The 17647-nt window shown below is 72.0% G+C and carries 13 protein-coding genes; 4 read left to right on the top strand and 9 right to left on the bottom strand.

The features are described 5' to 3' along the window. Positions 1 to 87: 87 nt before the first annotated feature. The 9 genes from KME66_RS06980 to eccE all read right to left on the bottom strand — a co-directional run bounded on the left by KME66_RS06980 (position 88) and on the right by eccE (position 12362). Positions 88 to 1158 (bottom strand): ABC transporter ATP-binding protein, encoded by a 1071-nt coding sequence (locus KME66_RS06980; RefSeq protein WP_253208250.1) that lies wholly within the window; start codon positions 1156 to 1158, stop codon positions 88 to 90. After that, positions 1155 to 2234, bottom strand: coding sequence for an ABC transporter ATP-binding protein (locus KME66_RS06975; RefSeq protein WP_216320205.1), 1080 nt, complete (start codon positions 2232 to 2234; stop codon positions 1155 to 1157). Before KME66_RS06975 ends, KME66_RS06980 begins: the two co-directional genes overlap by 4 nt. Then, positions 2231 to 3196: an ABC transporter permease gene (locus KME66_RS06970; protein WP_216320203.1), complete on the bottom strand. Its 966-nt coding sequence runs from the start codon at positions 3194 to 3196 to the stop codon at positions 2231 to 2233. The genes KME66_RS06975 and KME66_RS06970 overlap by 4 nt, the downstream gene beginning before the upstream one ends. Further along, positions 3193 to 4284, bottom strand: coding sequence for an ABC transporter permease (locus KME66_RS06965; RefSeq protein WP_216320200.1), 1092 nt, complete (start codon positions 4282 to 4284; stop codon positions 3193 to 3195). Before KME66_RS06965 ends, KME66_RS06970 begins: the two co-directional genes overlap by 4 nt. Positions 4285 to 4287: 3 nt before the next feature. Then, positions 4288 to 6165, bottom strand: coding sequence for an ABC transporter substrate-binding protein (locus KME66_RS06960; protein ID WP_216320196.1), 1878 nt, complete (start codon positions 6163 to 6165; stop codon positions 4288 to 4290). Between the two features lie 215 nt (positions 6166 to 6380). Then, a complete protein-coding gene (locus KME66_RS06955) occupies positions 6381 to 9572 on the bottom strand; it encodes an SCO5717 family growth-regulating ATPase (protein WP_216320194.1) in 3192 nt (1063 codons plus the stop codon). Between the two features lie 380 nt (positions 9573 to 9952). Next, a complete protein-coding gene (locus KME66_RS06950) occupies positions 9953 to 10186 on the bottom strand; it encodes a DUF397 domain-containing protein (protein ID WP_010061864.1) in 234 nt (77 codons plus the stop codon). Positions 10187 to 10290: 104 nt separating this feature from the next. Further along, complete coding sequence (locus KME66_RS06945) at positions 10291 to 11001, bottom strand: hypothetical protein (RefSeq protein WP_216320192.1); 711 nt, start codon at positions 10999 to 11001, stop codon at positions 10291 to 10293. Then, entirely contained in the window at positions 10998 to 12362 is a 1365-nt protein-coding gene (eccE, locus tag KME66_RS06940; RefSeq protein WP_216320177.1) for a type VII secretion protein EccE, read from the bottom strand. Before eccE ends, KME66_RS06945 begins: the two co-directional genes overlap by 4 nt. A gap of 195 nt (positions 12363 to 12557) precedes the next feature. Between eccE and eccB the strand changes: the two genes are divergently transcribed. From eccB to KME66_RS06920, 4 genes are all read left to right on the top strand, one after another. Beyond that, positions 12558 to 14084 carry a type VII secretion protein EccB gene (gene eccB, locus KME66_RS06935; RefSeq protein WP_216320174.1) on the top strand — a complete coding sequence of 509 codons (1527 nt, stop codon included), beginning with the start codon at positions 12558 to 12560 and terminating at the stop codon, positions 14082 to 14084. Between the two features lie 2 nt (positions 14085 to 14086). Continuing rightward, positions 14087 to 15361, top strand: a complete 1275-nt coding sequence (gene mycP, locus KME66_RS06930; RefSeq protein ID WP_216320171.1) for a type VII secretion-associated serine protease mycosin — start codon at positions 14087 to 14089, stop codon at positions 15359 to 15361. 169 nt (positions 15362 to 15530) lie between these two features. After that, positions 15531 to 15986: a hypothetical protein gene (locus KME66_RS06925; RefSeq protein WP_073213647.1), complete on the top strand. Its 456-nt coding sequence runs from the start codon at positions 15531 to 15533 to the stop codon at positions 15984 to 15986. Then, the gene (locus KME66_RS06920) at positions 15983 to 17629 is read left to right on the top strand and encodes a hypothetical protein (RefSeq protein ID WP_216320168.1); all 1647 of its coding nucleotides are present in this window, start codon (positions 15983 to 15985) and stop codon (positions 17627 to 17629) included. The genes KME66_RS06925 and KME66_RS06920 overlap by 4 nt, the downstream gene beginning before the upstream one ends. The last annotated feature ends 18 nt before the right edge of the window (positions 17630 to 17647 follow it).

Genomic DNA, 17647 nt, shown 5'->3' with positions numbered 1-17647 from the left:
GAGTGCCTTCGCCCACGGGCGGGTCCCACGCCCGCCGCCCGACCCGCTGAGGGACACGGGACCGGCCCCGCGGAGGACCACCGGCCTTCAGGCCACCGGTACCCCGGCGGATCCGCCCCCGTCCCCCGCGGTCCGTGCCGCCGCCCAGTGGCAGGCCACCTGGGCCTCCCCGCCTCCGTTCAGCACCGGCAGGTCCACCGTGCGGCAGGCATCCGCCACCCCCGCCCGCTCCGCCTCGCCCGAGGCCAGGATCTGGCAGCGGACGTGGAACCGGCATCCGGCGGGGACCTTGGAGGGGTCCGGCGGCTCGCCCGCCAGCACCACCGGTTCGCCCTCCGCCTCCGGGAGGACGGACAGCAGGGCCCGGGTGTACGGGTGCTGGGGGGCCGTGAGCAGGCGCTCGACCGGGCCCGTCTCGACGATCCGGCCCAGATACATCACCGCCACCCGGTCCGCGATGTTCCACGCGAGCCCCAGGTCATGGGTCACCACCAGCGCCGAGAGCCCCAGCTCGTCCCGCAGGCGCAGCAGGAGTGCCAGGATCTCGCCCCGTACCGACGCGTCCAGCGAGGCCACCGGTTCGTCGGCCACGATCAGCTCCGGCTCCAGCACCAGCGCCCCCGCGATCACGACCCGCTGGCGCTGACCGCCCGACAGCTCGTGCGGGAAGCGCAGGAAGAACCGCTCCGGGGGGCGCAGACCGGCCCGGGAGAGGGCGCCCGAGACGGCCGCCCGCTCATCGCCCGCGTACCCGTGGATGCGCAGCCCCTCGGCCACCGCGTCGTACACCGTGTGCCGGGGGTTGAGCGAGCCGCTGGGGTCCTGGAGGACCAGCTGCACGCGTTTGCGGTACGCCTTCAGCGCCCGGCCCGCGTAGTCGAGCGGGGCGCCGCCGAAGGTCACCCGCCCCGAGGTCGGCGGGACGAGGCCGAGCAGGGAACGGGCCAGCGTCGTCTTGCCGCAGCCCGACTCGCCGACCAGCGCGACGATCTCGCCGGGCCGGATGTCCAGGTCGACCCCGTCGACGGCCCGGGCGGTGGCGGCCCCGCGCCGGCCGGGGAACGCGACCTCCAGTCTCTCGGCGCTGAGGAGGGGCGCGGAGCCGGCCGGTGCGTCGTCCGCCGGGGGAGCGGCGCCGGCCGGAGGGGCGGTGCTCATGTCGTCCTCCTCGTCTCGTCGGGCCCCGGGGAGACCGGTTCGTCCACCAGGACGCACGCCGCCCGGTGCTCCGCCCCGGCCTCCCGCAGCTCCTGGTCCTCGGTGCCGCAGACGTCCAGCGCCACCGGGCACCTCGGGTGGAACGTGCAGCCGCCCGGCAGCGCGGCCGGGTCCGGCGGGTCGCCCGGCAGCCCGCGCGGTGCGTGCCGGGACGACAGGTCCCCGATCCTCGGGAACGCGGCGGAGAGGGCCTTGCCGTACGGGTGGCGGGCATCGGCGTACACCTGCCGCGCCGGGCCCTCCTCCACGACCCGGCCCGCGTACATCACCGAGAGCCGGTCGCAGGTGTCGGCGAGCACCGCCAGGTCATGGCTGATCATGATCAGGCCGACGTTCTGGTCGGACACCAGCTGTTCGATCAGGCGCAGGATCTGCGCCTGGATCATCACGTCCAGCGCGGTCGTCGGCTCGTCCGCCACGATGAGCCGCGGATCGCAGGCGAGCGCCATCGCGATCATCACGCGCTGGCGCTGCCCCCCGGACAGCTCGTGCGGATACGCCTGCGCGCGGGCGGCGGGCAGGCCCACCTGTTCCAGCAGCTCACCGGCGCGCTTGCGGGCGGCGGCGGGGGTGGCCCGGCTGTTGTGCAGCAGGATCGGTTCGGCGATCTGGTCCCCGACCCGGTGCACGGCGTTCAGCGAGTGCATCGCGCCCTGGAAGACGATCGACGCGCCCGCCCAGCGGACCGCCCGCAGCCGGCCCCACCGCATGGTGAGGACGTCCTCGCCGTCCAGCAGGATCTCCCCCGTGAGCTTCGCCGTCGCGGGCAGGAGGCGGAGCAGGGCCAGGGCCAGGGTGGACTTCCCGCAGCCGGACTCCCCGGCGATGCCGAGCTTCTGCCCGGCCTCGACCCGCAGGTCGACCCCTCGTACGGCGGGGACGGCGTCGGCCCCGCCGCCGTAGGTGACGGTGAGGTTCCGGACCTCCAGGAGCGGGGGTTCGCCCACCGGCTCCGACAGGCCCAGCGAGCCGGACGGGTCCGGATTCGGTGGAGTGGTCGTGGTCGTGGCGGTCAACGGGACACCCCCAGCTTGGGGTTGAGCACGGACTCGACGGCACGGCCGCACAGCGTGAAGGCGAGGGCGACCACGGCGATGGCGAGTCCGGGCGGAGCGAGGTACCACCAGTTGCCGGAGCTGACCGCGCCGGCCTCCCGGGCGTCCTGGAGCAGGCCGCCCCAGGAGACGATCGTGGGATCGCTGAGCCCGAGGAAGGCGAGGGTCGCCTCGGTGAGGATGGCGGTGGAGATCACGAGGGTGGTCTGCGCCAGCACCAGCGGCATCACATTGGGCAGGACGTGACGCGACATGATGTGCCCGTGGCCGCCGCCGAGCGCCCGGGAGCGCTCGATGTACGGGCGGGACTCGACGGACAGCGTCTGGGCGCGGACCAGCCGGGCGGTCGTCGGCCAGGTCGTCACGCCGATCGCCAGGATCGTCGTCCAGACCGACCGGGAGAGGACCGTGGCCAGGGCGATGGCCAGAACGAGGGTCGGCATCACCAGGAACCAGTCCGTCACCCGCATGATGACGGTGGCGTACCAGCCCCTGAAGTGGCCCGCGGTGATCCCGATCAGGGTGCCGATCGCCACGGACAGGAAGGCGGCGAGCAGCCCGACCGTCAGCGACACGCGCGTGCCCCACAGCATCAGGGCCAGCAGGCTGCGCCCGAACTGGTCGGTCCCGAGCGGGAACTCACCGCTCGGCTCCTCCAGCGGGCCGCCCGGGGCGTTGGTGACGCTCTGCGAGTCGGCCCCGGCCAGCAGCGGGGCCGTCAGCGCCAGCAGGGCGATCACCGCGAGCACGGCGAGCCCGGCGAGGCCGGCCCGGTGGGTGCGGTACTGCCGCCAGAAGCGGGTCACCGCCTGCCTCCGGCGGGCCCGGGTCAGGGCGCGCGGACTCTGTGCCCCTGCTTCCCCGGGGGGTCGGCGGGGGTGCGGGCCCTGCGGTCCGGAGGGCTTCTCCAGCGACGTCGTCATCGGCCCACCCGGGGATCGAGCAGCGGATAGATCACATCGGCGAGCGTGTTCATCAGGATCACCGCGGCGGCGAACACGAAGAACAGCGCCTGCACCAACGGCAGGTCCGGCACGCTCAGCGCCTGGTAGAAGAGGCCGCCGAGACCCGGCCAGGAGAACACCGTCTCGACCAGGATGGCCCCCGCCACCGTCGTCCCGAGGTTCACGAAGAGCAGGGTGACGGTGGGCAGCATCGCGTTCGGCACGGCGTGCTTCCGGCGGACGAGGTCGTCGCGCAGCCCCTTGGCGCGGGCCGTCGTCAGATAGTCGCTGCCCATCTCGTCCAGCAGCGAGGAGCGCATCACCAGCAGGGTGCGCGCGTACTCCACGGCGACCAGGGTGACGACGGGCAGCACCAGGTGGTGGGCGATGTCCAGCACCCGGTCGAAGCCCTCGGTGTCCCCGGACTCCATACCGCCCGTCGGGAACAGCCCGGGGATCGGGCCGATGCCCACCGACAGGGTGATGATGAGGAGCAGACCGAGCCAGAACGAGGGCACCGAGTACAGCGTCAGCGCGAAGGCGGTGTTGGCCCGGTCCCCGGCGCCGCCGTTGCGCCACGCGGACCGGGAGCCCAGCCAGATGCCGAGCAGCGTGTAGATCACGAAGGCGGTGCCCGTCAGCAGCAGGGTGGCGGGCAGCGCCTCGGTGATCTTGTCGACGACCGGCGCGCGGAACTGGTACGACGTACCGAAGTCGCCGGTCAGCGCCTTGCCGCAGTACTGCGTGAACTGCTGCCACAGCGGCAGGTCGAGCCCGAACTCACGGCGCATCGCCGCGATCTGTTCGGTCGACACCTGGCGCCCGCCGGTCATCTGCTTGACCGGGTCGCCGGGGATCAGGCGGAAGAGGAAGAAGCTGGTGACGAGGACGGCGAACAGGGAGACGGCCGCCCCGGCGAGCTTGCCCGCCGCGTACCGGGCGTAGGCGGCCGTACTGCGGGAGCGCGGGGAGCGGGCCGGCGGCCCGGACGGGGCCGGGCCGCCGGACGGGGTGCTCTCCACGCCCGCCGCGCCCGGTCGCAGGGCGGGAGTGCTGTCTGGGCTCATGGACTATTCACGGTCTTCCGCGGTGGAGCGGCGACGCATGGCGAACAGCAGTCCGCCACCGGCGAGGACGACGACGGCGACCCCGACCCCGATCAGCACCCCGGTGGAGGAGCCACCGGAGCTGGAGGAACCGGACGAGGAGGCCCCGGCGGCCGGGACCGCCGACCACCAGCTCCAGTAGCCGTCCTGGCCGTAGATGTTGCCCGCGGCCGACGGCATGGTGGTGATGGACTCGATGTGGTCGGTGCGGTAGGCCTCGACGGCATTCGGGTACGCCATGACGTTCATGTACCCGGTGTCGTACAGCCGCGACTCCAGTTGCTTGACCAGATCCGCCCGCTTGGCGGGGTCGTACTCCGCCAGTTGCCTCTTGTAGAGCTCGTCGTACCGCTTGTCGCAGATGAAGTTGTCGGTCGCGGCCGACTCCTTCGCCTTGGCCGGCAGGGCGGCGCAGGTGTGGATGGAAAGGACGAAGTCGGGGTCGGGGTTGACGGACCAGCCGTCGAAGGCGAGGTCGTACTCCCCGGCGTACCAGGGGTCGGAAACGTTGTCGAGGCAGTCGACCTTCAGTCCGATGCCCTGCTCGCCCCACCACTCCTGGAGGTACTTGCCGATCGCCTTGTCGTTGGGGTCGGTGGCGTGGCAGAGGATGCGGAAGTCCAGCGGCCTGCCGTCCTTGCCGACGCGCTTGCCCGCGCCGTTCTTCTCGTACCCGGCCTCGTCGAGGAGGGCGGCGGCCTTCTCCGGGTCGTAGGCAAGCTTCTGATCCGCCGACGGCTTCCAGAAGTAGTCGCCGAAGCGCGGCGGGATGTAGCCCTCGCCCTCGACGGCGTGGCCCTGGAAGACCTTGTCGATGATGGTCTTGCGGTCCACCGCCATGAACAGCGCGTGCCGCACCTTCTGGTCCAGCAGGGCCGGGTGGCCGTCGCCGAACGTCTCCCCGTCCTTGGTCCGTGCCCCGGGGTTGACGGCGAGCGCGAAGAAGCGGCGGCCCGGGGCGTCGTTCACCTTGATGTCCGGCGCGGACTTCAGCGAGGCGGACTGGGCGGGGGTCAGGCTGGGGCTGCCCGCGACGAAGGACACCTCACCCTTGCGCAGGGCGGCCACGGCCGCGTCCTGGTCCTTGTAGTAGCGGAAGACCAGCTCGTCGAACTTGGGCGAACCGCGCCAGAAGTCCTTGTTGGCCTTCAGCTTCACATAGCTGTCGACCTTGTAGTCCGTCAGGATGAACGGACCGTTCCCCACGACGGGGAAGTCCTGGTCGTTGTTGAACTTCGAGAAGTCGCCGACCTTCTCCCAGACGTGCTTCGGGACGATCGGGACGTCGAGCGCGGCCATCGTGGCCTGCGGCTCCTTCAGCGTGATGACCAGCTTGTCCTTGCTGGGAGCGGTCACCTTCTCGAAGTTGCCGACGAAGCTGCCGTTGGAGGTGGCCGCGCCCTCGTCGGTCATCATCGTGTTGAACGTCCAGGCCGCGTCCTCGGCGGTGGCCTGCCGCCCGTCGGACCACGTCGAGTCCGAGCGGATCGTGTACGTCCAGGTCAGCTTGTCCGCGGAGGGCTCCCACGCGGTGGCCAGGCCGGGGACCGCCTTGTTGTCCTTCGGGTCGTAGTTCGTGAGGTAGTCGTACATCAGCCGGTGGATGGACGTGCTGAGCAGCCGCTGCGCCAGGAATGGACTGAGGGAGTCGACGCTCTGCGCGACGGCGACCGTGAGCGTCGTCCTCCCGTCGTCGGCGCGCGCCTCGGAGGGGGCGGGCGCGAGCGGGTTGCCCGGGACGACGGACCCGGCGGCGAGCGCCAGGGCGGCCGCCCCGGCGACCGGCAGGAGGCGTAGGCGTCGGCGTGGCCGGACGGAGTGGTGGGGAACGCTTGTGACCATGGACGGGACCTCGCGTCATCACTCGCTGGAGAGGCGGGCAGATCTCTGGTTCGTCAGGTGGTGATGCGAAGGTCTATCAGCGGTGGCGAGGCTCGTCAACGGTGTGTCATACCGCGTGTGGGCTGCGGGAATGCGGAAGGGCTCGCACCGCGTGAGCGATGCGAGCCCTCATTGGTCTCTACCACTTGGGCCGTTCTGGCGGCCCTGCCGGCGGACTACTGGCGGGGCGCCTGCGGCGGCTGCGGAGGCGTCTGCTGCCAGTCTGCCGGAGGCACGGGGCCCGGTGCGTCCGGCCGGCCCGCCGGGTCGGCCTGCCCGTCCTGCTGCTCCGGCTGCCCCTGCTGCGGCACACCGGCCCCGGGTGTACCGGGACCGCCCGGCGGGGGAGGCGTCTGCTGCCACCCGTTCTGCGGCCCGCCCGGTGCCGCCTGCGGCGGGTAGGAGGCCTGGGGTGCGCCCGGCTGACCGGCCGTCGGATATCCCCCGTACGGCGGCTGCCCGCCGTAGGGCTGACCGCTGTAGGGCTGACCGCCGTAGGGCTGCTGCCCCGGTTGAGGCTGGCCGGGGTACGGCTGGCCGGTGTGCTGGGGCTGCTGCGGCTGGGGGGCGTGGGGCTGGCCGGGGCCGGGCTGCTGCGGCGCGTAGGGCTGCTGTCCGGGGATGTGCTGTCCGGGGACCTGCTGTCCTGGTACCTGGTGGCCCGGCATCGGCTGGCCTGCCGCGGGCTGGCCGGGGCCGCCGGGCGGGCCGGGCATCGGCTGGCCCTGCACCGGGTGGCTCTGCTGCCCGCCGGGCATCGGCGGGGCGTACTGCGGCGGGGGATTCTGGCCGTCCGACGTCCACAGCCCCTGCTGCTGCTGGGCGCGCGCGAAGTCCTCGGCCACCAGAGCCGAGAGGGTGAAGTAGGCCTCACGGGTCTTGGGCCGCATCATGTCGAGGTCCACCTCGGCGCCCGCCGCCAGGTGCTCGTCGAACGGCACGACGACGACGCCGCGGCAGCGCGTCTCGAAGTGCTGCACGATGTCGTCCACCTTGATCATCTTGCCGGTCTCGCGGACACCGGAAATGACCGTGAGCGAACGCTGCACCAGGTCCGCGTACCCGTGCGCCGAGAGCCAGTCCAGCGTCGTGGAGGCGCTGGAGGCGCCGTCGACGGAGGGGGTCGAGATGATGATCAGCTGGTCGGCGAGGTCGAGGACCCCGCGCATCGCGCTGTAGAGCAGCCCGGTGCCGGAGTCGGTGAGGATGATCGGGTACTGCTTCCCGAGCACCTCGATCGCGCGCCGGTAGTCCTCGTCGTTGAACGTCGTCGAGACGGCCGGGTCCACGTCGTTGGCGATGATCTCCAGACCGGAGGGCGCCTGCGAGGTGAACCGGCGGATGTCCATGTAGGAGTTGAGGTACGGGATCGCCTGGACCAGGTCGCGGATGGTCGCCCCGGTCTCGCGGCGCACCCGGCGGCCGAGCGTTCCGGCGTCCGGGTTGGCGTCGATCGCGAGGATCTTGTCCTGCCGCTCGGTGGCCAGCGTCGAACCGAGGGCGGTGGTCGTGGTGGTCTTGCCCACGCCCCCCTTGAGGCTGATGACGGCGATGCGGTAGCAGGACAGCACCGGCGTACGGATCAGCTCCAGCTTGCGCTGCCGCTCGGCCTCCTCCTTCTTGCCGCCCAGCTTGAACCGGGAGGCGGCGGAGGGGGCGCGGCTGCTCTTGGCCTTCTGCTTGCCCCGCACCAGCCGGTCGGAGGAGAGCTCGACGGCCGCGGTGTACCCGAGCGGGGCACCCGGCACGGACCGCTCGCGCTGGTCGTGCGCGACGGGGGTGGGCCACGCGCCGCCCGCTCGCGGGTCGACGGGCTGCTGCGGAAGCGGCTGGGCCTGGGCCGGGGGGTGGCCCTGCGCCGGGGGCTGCTGTCCGTGCGGCTCCGGCTGCTGCGCGGCGGCGGGTGCGGGAAGGTTCGGGGTGCCCTGGGCGGGGAAGGGCGCGGGGGGCTGGGGCTGGGCTTGGGGCTGCTGGGGCGCGTTGGGTGCCTGGCCCGGCTGTCCCTGCTGCTGGGGCAGAGGCTGGGGCTGCTGCTCCGGTCGGCCGGGCTGCGGGAAGCCATAGCCGCTCTGCGGCGGGAAGCCGTAGCCACCGTGCGGCGGGAAGCCGTAGCCGCCCGCGCCCTGGGGGGACTGGGGGTGGGCCTGCGGTGGCAGCGGTGCGCCAGGTCCGGGGACCGGGTGACCGTGCTGCCCCGGGAACGGCTGCTGCTGGTGCGCGGGCTGGGGTGCCGGGGGCGTCTGCGGCGGCTGGGCCGCCGGGTCCGCCTGCGGGAAGCCGTAGCCGCCGGGCGGCTGGTTCGCCGGGGCGGCGCCGGGCCACTGCGCCGCGGGCTGGGGCCGAGGCGCCGGAGCGGCGGGCTGGAAGGCGGGCGGCAGGGGCGGCAGCGCGCCGCCCTGCGCGGGCGGCGACCACGGCACCGGTGCGGCGTCGGCCTGCGGGGCGTCGGCAGCGGGCGGCGGCGCGTCCTGGGGTGCGGCGTCCCGCGCGTCCGCGTCCGTGGTGGCGGTGGTGGTGGCGGGCGCGTGACCGGCGCCCGGCATTCCGTCGTCCGTCGCGGGCCCGGCCCCGGCCGCTTCGCCGGCCGAAGCCTCCTCCGCGGAGGCGCCGGCGGCGGAGGTTTCGGTGAGCGGGGCGGGAGCGGCCGACGGCTCGGCGGACGTACCGGACAGGGCCGCGCCCGCGGAGTTCGTACCGGACGAGGACGTATCGGACAGGGCCGCGCCCTCGGAGTCCGTACCGGACGAGGACGTACCGGCCGGGGAAGTGCCCTCGGCGCCCGTGGCGGGGGAGACCGGAGCGCCGGGCTCCGCGGCCTTCTCGTCGTGCTGCGCCCCGGCAGCGGACGCCGCCGCCTCGCGCTCCGCGATCTCCCGCGTGAGCGCGGCGGGCGAGAACCGCATCGTCGCGCCGCTCTCCACATCGCCACCGCCGAACGGACCGGCATCCGCGCTCTCCGCGACCGGAACGGCAGGAGCGGCAGGAGCGGGAGCGGCTGCAGCCGGAGCGGCCGGAATCTGGGGCTGCTGCGCCTGGGGCTGCGGTACGGCGGGGGCGGCCGGGGCCTCCTCGGCCGCGGGGACCACCGGCTCGGCGGGCGCCGGCGGAGCGGGCGCCCAGTCGGGCTCGAAGCCGCCCGGCGCCGCCGACGGGTCGGGCGACGGCAGGGGCGCCCCGACCGGCGGCGGAGGGGGAGCCAGATGAGAGCCCGCTCCCCCCGACGAGTCCCCCGCCGCGTTCTGCGTGTACCAGGCGGGAGGGGTGTAGTCGATGGTGAACTCACCCGTCATCTCGGCGGGATCCGCGTCGGACGACTCGTCGACGGGCAGGTCCCATCCGCCGCGGATCTCGTCCCGATCGCCGTTCACTTTGCCTCCTGGTGTGGTCGAGCACCCTTGTGCCGTGGTGGGTGGGGGCGACCGTTCCCGATGTGCCGGTGCGCCCGGCTCTCCCCCGTGCGACGCGCATCACCTGCTCGCAGGTTTCTTCTGCCGCGCCCCACCCACCCTAATCGCCATCCGGTGGACTCAGGCAGGGCGGAGGGCACGGCAAAACCCGCCCCACCGGCCGAGTGTCACAGCCCGGTGAACCCCGTGTGAGGGAAGGGCGGTTGCGAGCCGGGCATTACCGGCCATACGCGTACAGGGTGGAGCGGGGAAGGTCACGTCGGCAGCCGTCGGTCTCCGCGCCCCGCGCCCAGGGTCTCCGCGCCCCGCGCCCACGATGACGAAACCGCCCGGCGCCGGACCTACGTGAGGTCGAACTCACCGTCGCGAGCACCCAGGACGAACGCCGTCCACTCCGCTTCCGTGTACCGCAGGACCGTGTCCGGGTCCAGCGAGGAACGCATGGCGACACCGCCGCCCGGCAGATGCGCGATCTCGACGCGCTCCTCGGCCTCCTCGGTGCCCGGGGCGCTGAGCCAGGTCACGTCGGAGATGTCCAGAGCGTAGAGCTCGTCCTTTTCCTGCTGGGTGCCCATGACGGCGTCCCTTCGATCGAGCGGATTCGGTGCAAGGTCCATGTTCCCCGGTCACGGAGACGTCCGTGGCCCGAACAGGACAGGAAGGCGGGACGGGAGGTGAATCAGTCCATCCGGCGAGCGGTGCCCAGCAGACCGGTCTCGGCATCGGTCGGATGCGTCATCACCCAATGGTGTTCGCCCCCGGCGACCCACAGGGTGACCCCGTCCGCCAGGGTGGGCAGCGCCTCGTACTCGGCGCGCGCCAGCCCCAGGATCCGGCCGATCTGCTCGGCCTCACCGGGGGAGACCCGCTGGACGCCCACCAGAGCCGAGGACCGCATCAACCGCGGTGCGACGGGGCTCAGATAAGGGAGCAGCGTCAGCACGGACTGCCACGGCGAGGACACCACCCGGCCGCGCGGCGGCCGCATCCCGCAGTCCCGTACGACGACCACGGGGCTGCCCACGGTCGCACCCGTCGGCGGAACGCGGCCCACGTCGTACAGGGACACGCACTCCAGACCGGCGCCCGCCGCCTGGGCCAGCGTCGTCCAGGCCTGGACGCGACCGGTCTCCACCGCGACCCGGGCCCCGGTGCCCGCCGCCCGCAGCGCCAGGACCTGCGCCGTCCACAGCCCGCCGATCAGCGTGACGTCGTACGGCACCGGGCGATGGAACCCGATCAACTGCGGCTTGTCGTTGGCGTCGTTGCCGATGATCACGCCGTCGTCGCCGACCGGCAGCGACAAGGCGCCCAGATGGTCCACGGCCACGGTGTGCCCCGCGTGACGGGGGCCGCGCAGCCCGCGCCGGGGCTCGGTCCGGTTGCTCACTGTGCGCCTCCCAGCGGGAGCGTCGCCAGGACGCCCGGCAACTGCTCGCGGTCCAGCCGTACGAGACCCACCTTGGCGTGCCGGGCTGCCTGCTCCAACGTCCTTCGCACGCCGATGAGTTCGGTGTCCGAACCCCCGGTGACCCGGACATGGCCGACCACGCTCGCCGAGCCCTGGCGCGCCCCGCGGCGTACCGTCAGGCTGAACGTCGTCGCGTACGCGGGCACCGACGTCAGCAGGGCGACCAGCTGCGGCAGCGGTGTCGCGCCCCGGCCCAGCTCGGGCCAGCGGTCCACCGCGTACGTGGTGTGCCAGCGGTCGTCGCACCGCCAGACCCGCGACGTCTCCATGGTGCGCCGCTGCGGTGCGGCGTCGGGGCGGCCCGCCCGCCCCGACAGGATGGGATGGGCGCAGGCGGAGGTGGCCACCGCGGAGTTCAGCTCGTCCTGGTCCAGTACCGCGGCCTGGAAACCGGCGCCCGTCACCCGGCTCGCCACGTGGTCGGCGACCCGGACCAAGCAGCGCTGCGCCCCCTCCATACCGCCGCCGCGCGCCTCGATGGCCTCCCGGCACAGCTCCGGATCCAGCTTCACCGCCACCCACGTCATCCGCAGGGCGGGCGCCCCGGTCCGGTCCTGCAGCGGCGCGTACGAGAGCCGGGCCACCGACTGCTGCGGCAGATGCGGAGCCGGTGCGCAGCGCACCTGCTGCACCAACTGCGCCGACTCCGCCACGATGTCGTCCACCGTGAGGGCGTCACCCAGCAGCGACAGCGGGAGCGACCGGGCGCCGAACGCGGGCCGCAGCGACTCGCCGCTCGCCTCGACCCGCACCACGGCGGTCAGGAACGTACCGTCGCCGAGCATCCCCACCGTCCGGTGGTCCCGGTCGACGTAGACGTGCGGAGCGAAGCCGGGAACGTTCTCGGCGACCGGGGCCAGCATCGGCTCCGCGTCCCCGGGCGATGTGGCGGCGGCGGCCCGGCGCCGGGCCCGGAGCCCCAGAGCGCTCGACACCCAGTCCTGGAGCGCGCGGCCCCGACGGCGTACCACCGCGAGCGCGACCAGCAGACACAGCAGAACGACCGACGGGATCAGCCACACACCGCCCAACGCCGCACCCACAGCGGCGATCACGAGGCCCACCTCGACGATCACCAGCTGCCGCAGCACCGGGCGCACCCGGTCGGTCCGCGAGATCGAACGCAGGGTCGTCGCGGCGGGTGCGGCCTGCCCGGCGGCGGAGGAGGACGGGGACGTATCGGGGGCCGGTGCGGGCGACTGGTTGCTGCGTTGCCTCCGGGAAGTTCCGGCGGCTCGACGGCCGGCCCGCCCGGTACGCTCGCGCGTAGCTGAACCCATCGCCGCGTTGCCCCCTCGTGTCCGTATTCACCGCTTTTCGCGCGGGTGTTGATCGGCTCGTCACCCTACCTGAGCACGGGGAGCGGAACCCCAGCAGGCATAGTAGGGGCGCGGTACGGCAGCGGGGGCCGACGGTGCGTGCGGGACCCCGCTTCGATCACTTTCGATCACCGGGGACGAAGGGTCAGCGGACACATGGCATCACGGCGGGACGAGCTCAACGCCTATACCTTTGCGAAGCGGAGGTTGATCGCACAGTTCCTGCAGCCCAACCCCACCGGTTCCGAGGAAGGCGCCCCCCGGCCGCTGCGCGCGGTACTGCCCGGAGCCATCATCGCCGTCGTGGTGCTCGCCGTGTTCGGCGCCTGGGGCATGTTCAAACCGGTGGCCCCCCAGAAGTGGGACACCCCCAAGGAACACGTCATCATCGCCAGCAAGTCCACCACGCGGTACGTGGTGCTGGAGACCGACGGCAAGCGGCAGCTGCACCCCGTTCTGAACATGGCCTCCGCCAAGCTCCTGCTCGCCCCGGACAAGGGCACCGTCGTCAACGTCAACGAGTCCGTCCTGGACAACGGCAAGATCCCGCACGGCGCCACCCTCGGCATCCCGTACGCCCCCGACCGGTTGCCCGACTCCAAGGAAGCGGGCGCGGCCAAGCGCTGGGCGGTCTGCGAACGCCCCGGGGAGGGCGGCCGGGCCATCCAGAAGGCGACCTTCATCTTCGCCGAACGGGAAGAGAAGAAGACCGAGGGGAAGAACGCCCTGCGAGGCGGCGAGCTGATGTACGTCGAGGGCCCGGACCGGACCCGCTACATCGTCGACGCCTCGGGCAAGGCCTACCCCGTCCAGAAGGACGAACTGCTCCTGCGCACCCTGGTCGACCAGAACCCCAAGCCCCAGCGGGTCTCCGCCGCCTGGCTGGCCACGCTCCACACAGGCGACCCGATCACCTTCCCGACCCTGGATGGCACCCCCGGCGCCCCCGCCGGCGCCCCCGGCACCCTCGACGCGCAGACGAACCGCGTCGGCATGGTCCTGACCGCGACGGCGGGAACCAAGACCCAGAGCTACGTCGTCCTGCCGGGCAGGGTCGCCCCCGTCTCCGACTTCACGGCCAAGCTGCTGCTCAGCAGCCGCCAGCTGGTGCCCCTCAAGCAGGCGGGTACAGCGAAGCCGGTCAGCGCCGCCGAGCTCGAACCGGGCGCCCCCTTCGGCCAGGAGAGGGACTGGCCGGTCGACAGGCCCGAGCCCGTCAACTCCCCCGACGTCAAGAAGGGCAGCCGGAACACCGTGTGCAACGTTCTGCGAGGCGTTGACGCCGACAGCGGCGCCACCACACTGAGCACCTGGGTGGGCACGAGCTTCCCCGCGACGCTCCCCACCGGCTCCAGCAGCGCCTACGTCACTCCCGGATCGGGCGAGTTCTTCCGCCAGTTCAAGGGGTCCACCACCAGCGCGGGCTTCCTCTTCCTGGTCACCGACACCGGCCTGCGCTACGCGATGCAGTCCAACAGCGACAGCGGACAGGACGACTCCGGCATCGGCGAATCCGGCAGCAAGAAGGAACGGGAGGAGCAGCAGCAGGAGGCGCAGCAGGCGCAGAACCGCCTCGGGTACAAGGACGTCGACCCCAACCCCGTACCGGCGACCTGGTCCGCCCTCCTGCCGACCGGCCCCCGGCTCTCCACCGGCGCGGCCAGCCAGCCGCAGGGCTCGTGACGATGGCAGACACCCTCAACTCCGGCCTGGCGGCCCGAACCTCCGGCCGGGCGGCCCGCCGCCTGCTGACGGCCGCCTCGGCAACAGCGGTCCTCCTGGTCACCCTGCCGGTCGCCCCGGCGGCGGCCGAGGACTCCACCCAGTGCACGTTCCCGTCGAAGAAGTACCCGGGCCGCCCCTGGGCGTTGCAGCGCGTCCTGCTGGACGAGCTGTGGAAGCAGTCCACCGGAAAGGGTGTCCGCGTCGCGGTCATCGACACCGGCGTCGACATCAGGAACGAGCAGCTCACCAAGGCGGTCGACGTCAAGGCGGGCCGCAACTACCTGCCGAAGAACCTCAAGACCGACGACGGCATGAAGATCGAGCGCGGCAAGGAGAACGGCACCACGGACACCGTGGGCCACGGCACCAAGGTCGCCGGCATCATCGCCGCCCGCGAGGCGAAAGGCACCGGCTTCAGCGGCCTGGCCCCCGACGCGACGATCATCCCGATCCAGCAGAACGACGCCGAGGGCCACGGCAACACCGAGACCCTCGCCCGGGCCATCACCTACGCCGCCGACGAGGCGGACGCCGACATCATCAACATCTCCCAGGACACCGCCGACGCCGTGAAGCCCTCCACGGAGCTGAAACGGGCCGTCGACAGTGCCCTCGCCCGGAACATCGTGGTCGTCGCCTCGGCGGGCAACGACGGTCTCGGCGGAAACGTCAAGGAGACGTACCCGGCCTCCTTCAAGGGCGTCCTGGCCGTCGCCTCCTCGGACCGCAACAACGAACGGGCGCCCTTCTCGCAGTCCGGAGAGTTCGTCGGCATCGCCGCCCCCGGCGTGGACGTGGTCTCCACGGTCCCCGGCGGCGGACACTGCGCCGACAACGGAACCAGCTTCTCCGCCCCGTACGTCGCCGGGGTCGCCGCCCTGATCAGGGCGAAGCACCCCGACTGGACACAGGCGCAGATCGTCGCGCAGATCCAGCAGACCGCGGAACGCTCCATCGCCGGCCACGACCGCGCGGTCGGCTGGGGCGTCGTCGACCCGGTACGCGCCCTCACCGAGGACGACAAGCCGATCGACCGCCCGATCGCCAGCGAGGGCATGAGCAAGGGCAAAGCCCCCACCCCCGCCGAACTCCACCTGGGCGAAACGGCCGATGAGCGGAACGCCCGCCTGGCGACGTACGTCATGGTCGGCGGCGGCGTCCTGGTCGCGGCCATCGCGGGCACGGCGGTGGCGGTACGGGACAGGCGGCGGCGCGGGGAACGGGCGGCCGGATGAGGTGGAGCGGAGAAACGGTGAAGGTTCGTCAGGTGACCGGTCATGAGACAAGTCACGTGGCCGCCAAGTCGATTGGCGCTGTCACAGGCAATGACTAGAGTTGTCGCGATGAGATCGGATCGGACCGTGTCAGTGCGATAGCAACGCGGAACGAGCCGAGCAAACGGGGATGCAGAACAACGGGGAGGACATAACGGTGTCCGAAGGTACGGGTGACCTCAAGCGCGGAGTGGGCGCGCTGGAGAAGTTCAAGAAGAGTGTCGACGCCCTGCTGGCGGACTTCGAGGGCTCGGCGGCCAGTAAGTCGAAGGTCGCCGACCAGAAGATCACGCGGGCCTCATTGAGCGGCCAGAACGCCTGCTTCGCCGAGGCGGACGGCCTGTACACCCAGTACAACCGGGTCCACACCTCCCTCGTCTCGCTCTCCAAGTCGCTGGGTGACCAGATCGAGTACCTGAGCCTGGGGGTGCATGCGGCGGCGGTCGGTTTCGACAATGTCGAGAATGACATCAGGCAGCGCTTCCACGAGATTCAGACCCGCTTGTACGAAGAGAACGAGAAGCACGCCAAGCCTGAACCGACCAACAAGGACAAGCAGGTCGACTCCGGGTGGGGAGCGGAATGAGCGACGAGACGCAGGAGAACCTGACGCCCGCCGAGCAGCGGAAGCAGGACGATGCGCGGGTCAAGATCCAGATGGCACAGACGGACATCTCCGAGGCTGTCCGCAGCATGCCATTTGGCAGCGCACCCGCCGGCCGTACCTCCTTCGAGGGATTTCAGCTCAACTCCATGATCGATCTGGTGGAGAACACGAAGCCGGAAGACCTGGAGAACGCGGGCAAGTCGCTGTGGGACGCCAGGGACGCCATCAAGAAGGCGGCTCAGGAGCTGGAAGACAACATGAAGGGGGTCGACTGGCAGGGCGAGTCCGGTACGGCTTTCCGCGCCTTCGGTAAGGGCCTGGTGGCCCACGCCCGGAAGCTGGGCGACTTCGCGGACGTGGCCGGTACGCAGATCACGGTCGCTGGCACCGGCCTGGCCTCCGTGCGCAGCGCCATGCCGCCCCGCGACAGCCGTCAGGTACGGAAGAGCCCGGACGACATCGAACTGCCGGGCCGGGTCCCGGACAACCCGGAGTACCAGGCCGCCCTGAAGGTGGAGAAGGACCGCCAGGAGGCCATCAACCAGATCAACCGACTGGCTTCCTACTACTCGGTCTCGGGGGAGCGGCTTGAGGGGGAAGAGCCGCCGCGGTTCGATAAGGACCTGAATATCCAAGTGCCGTTGCCGGATCAAGGTGGTGGGGGCGGGGGCGTTCTTCCGCCCCGCAGTGTTACGGGCGGTTCTGAGGCTCTCGGTAGCAGCACTGTGTCAGGACCTGTAGGACGTTCGGTCACGGATGGCTCCGCTCCAGTAGCAACAGCCAGTCGCCCACCGGCCGAGGTTTTCGGGCCGACGCCCCTACCGGACAGAACCGTTAGCACGGAGATCAACTCAGTCGCGCCTCCGCAAGCTCCGACAACGATCACCACCACGCCACCGCAACCGTCACCGACGCCTACGACGGGGCCGCCCGGAGTTGCGCCGACGTTGATGCCGCCCGGCCCCACGAACCCTGTGCAGGGCGGCGCGAAGCGTTTGACGGGGCCGACAGGCATGCCGCGACCGGTCAGTCAGGCGGGCCAAGGGCTGGGCAGAGCTCAGTCCACCGGGGTAGGTCCTGTCGCCAGGGGCCAGGGCGGTCCCTCGATCGGTCGTCCCGGCCCGATGGGGGGCGGGGGAACGTTCAACGGTCGTCCGCCGGTCGGACCGCAGTCGCAGGTGCCGACTGCCGGTCGGCCCACCGTTGGCCCCGGTGGTACGTCTACCGGCGCCGGTCCCCGTGCCGGAGGCAGGAACGGCATCGTCGGCGGAACCCCTCAGCATGCGCCGCCTCAGGGCAGAGCCGTCGCCGGGGGCACCGGTCAGCGCGGAGTGATCGGGGGACCCGGAGCAGCTGCTGCTTCCTCTCGTCCAGGTGGGCGAGCCGCTCCTGCTTCTGGTGCCAACGGAGTCGTCGGCGCACCCCGCAAGGCTGCTGGAACGGGCTCAAACACCAAGGGCTTCACAGCCGGTGGCGCAGGCCTCGTCCGAGGTCCCGCAGGCCGTCGGGACAAGGGTCGGGAGGACGAGGCCAACGGGTCGACCCGCCCCGATTACTTGACAGAAGACGAAGAGACGTGGAATGCCGGACGGCGCGGGGCCGTGCCGCCGGTGGTCGAGTAGCAGCCCCAGGGAAGGTTC

Origin of the sequence: Streptomyces sp. YPW6, assembly GCF_018866325.1 — a bacterium.
Classification (GTDB): domain Bacteria; phylum Actinomycetota; class Actinomycetes; order Streptomycetales; family Streptomycetaceae; genus Streptomyces.
The sequence above is the reverse complement of the archived record's forward strand: the minus strand, read 5'-3'. Positions and strand labels throughout refer to the sequence as shown.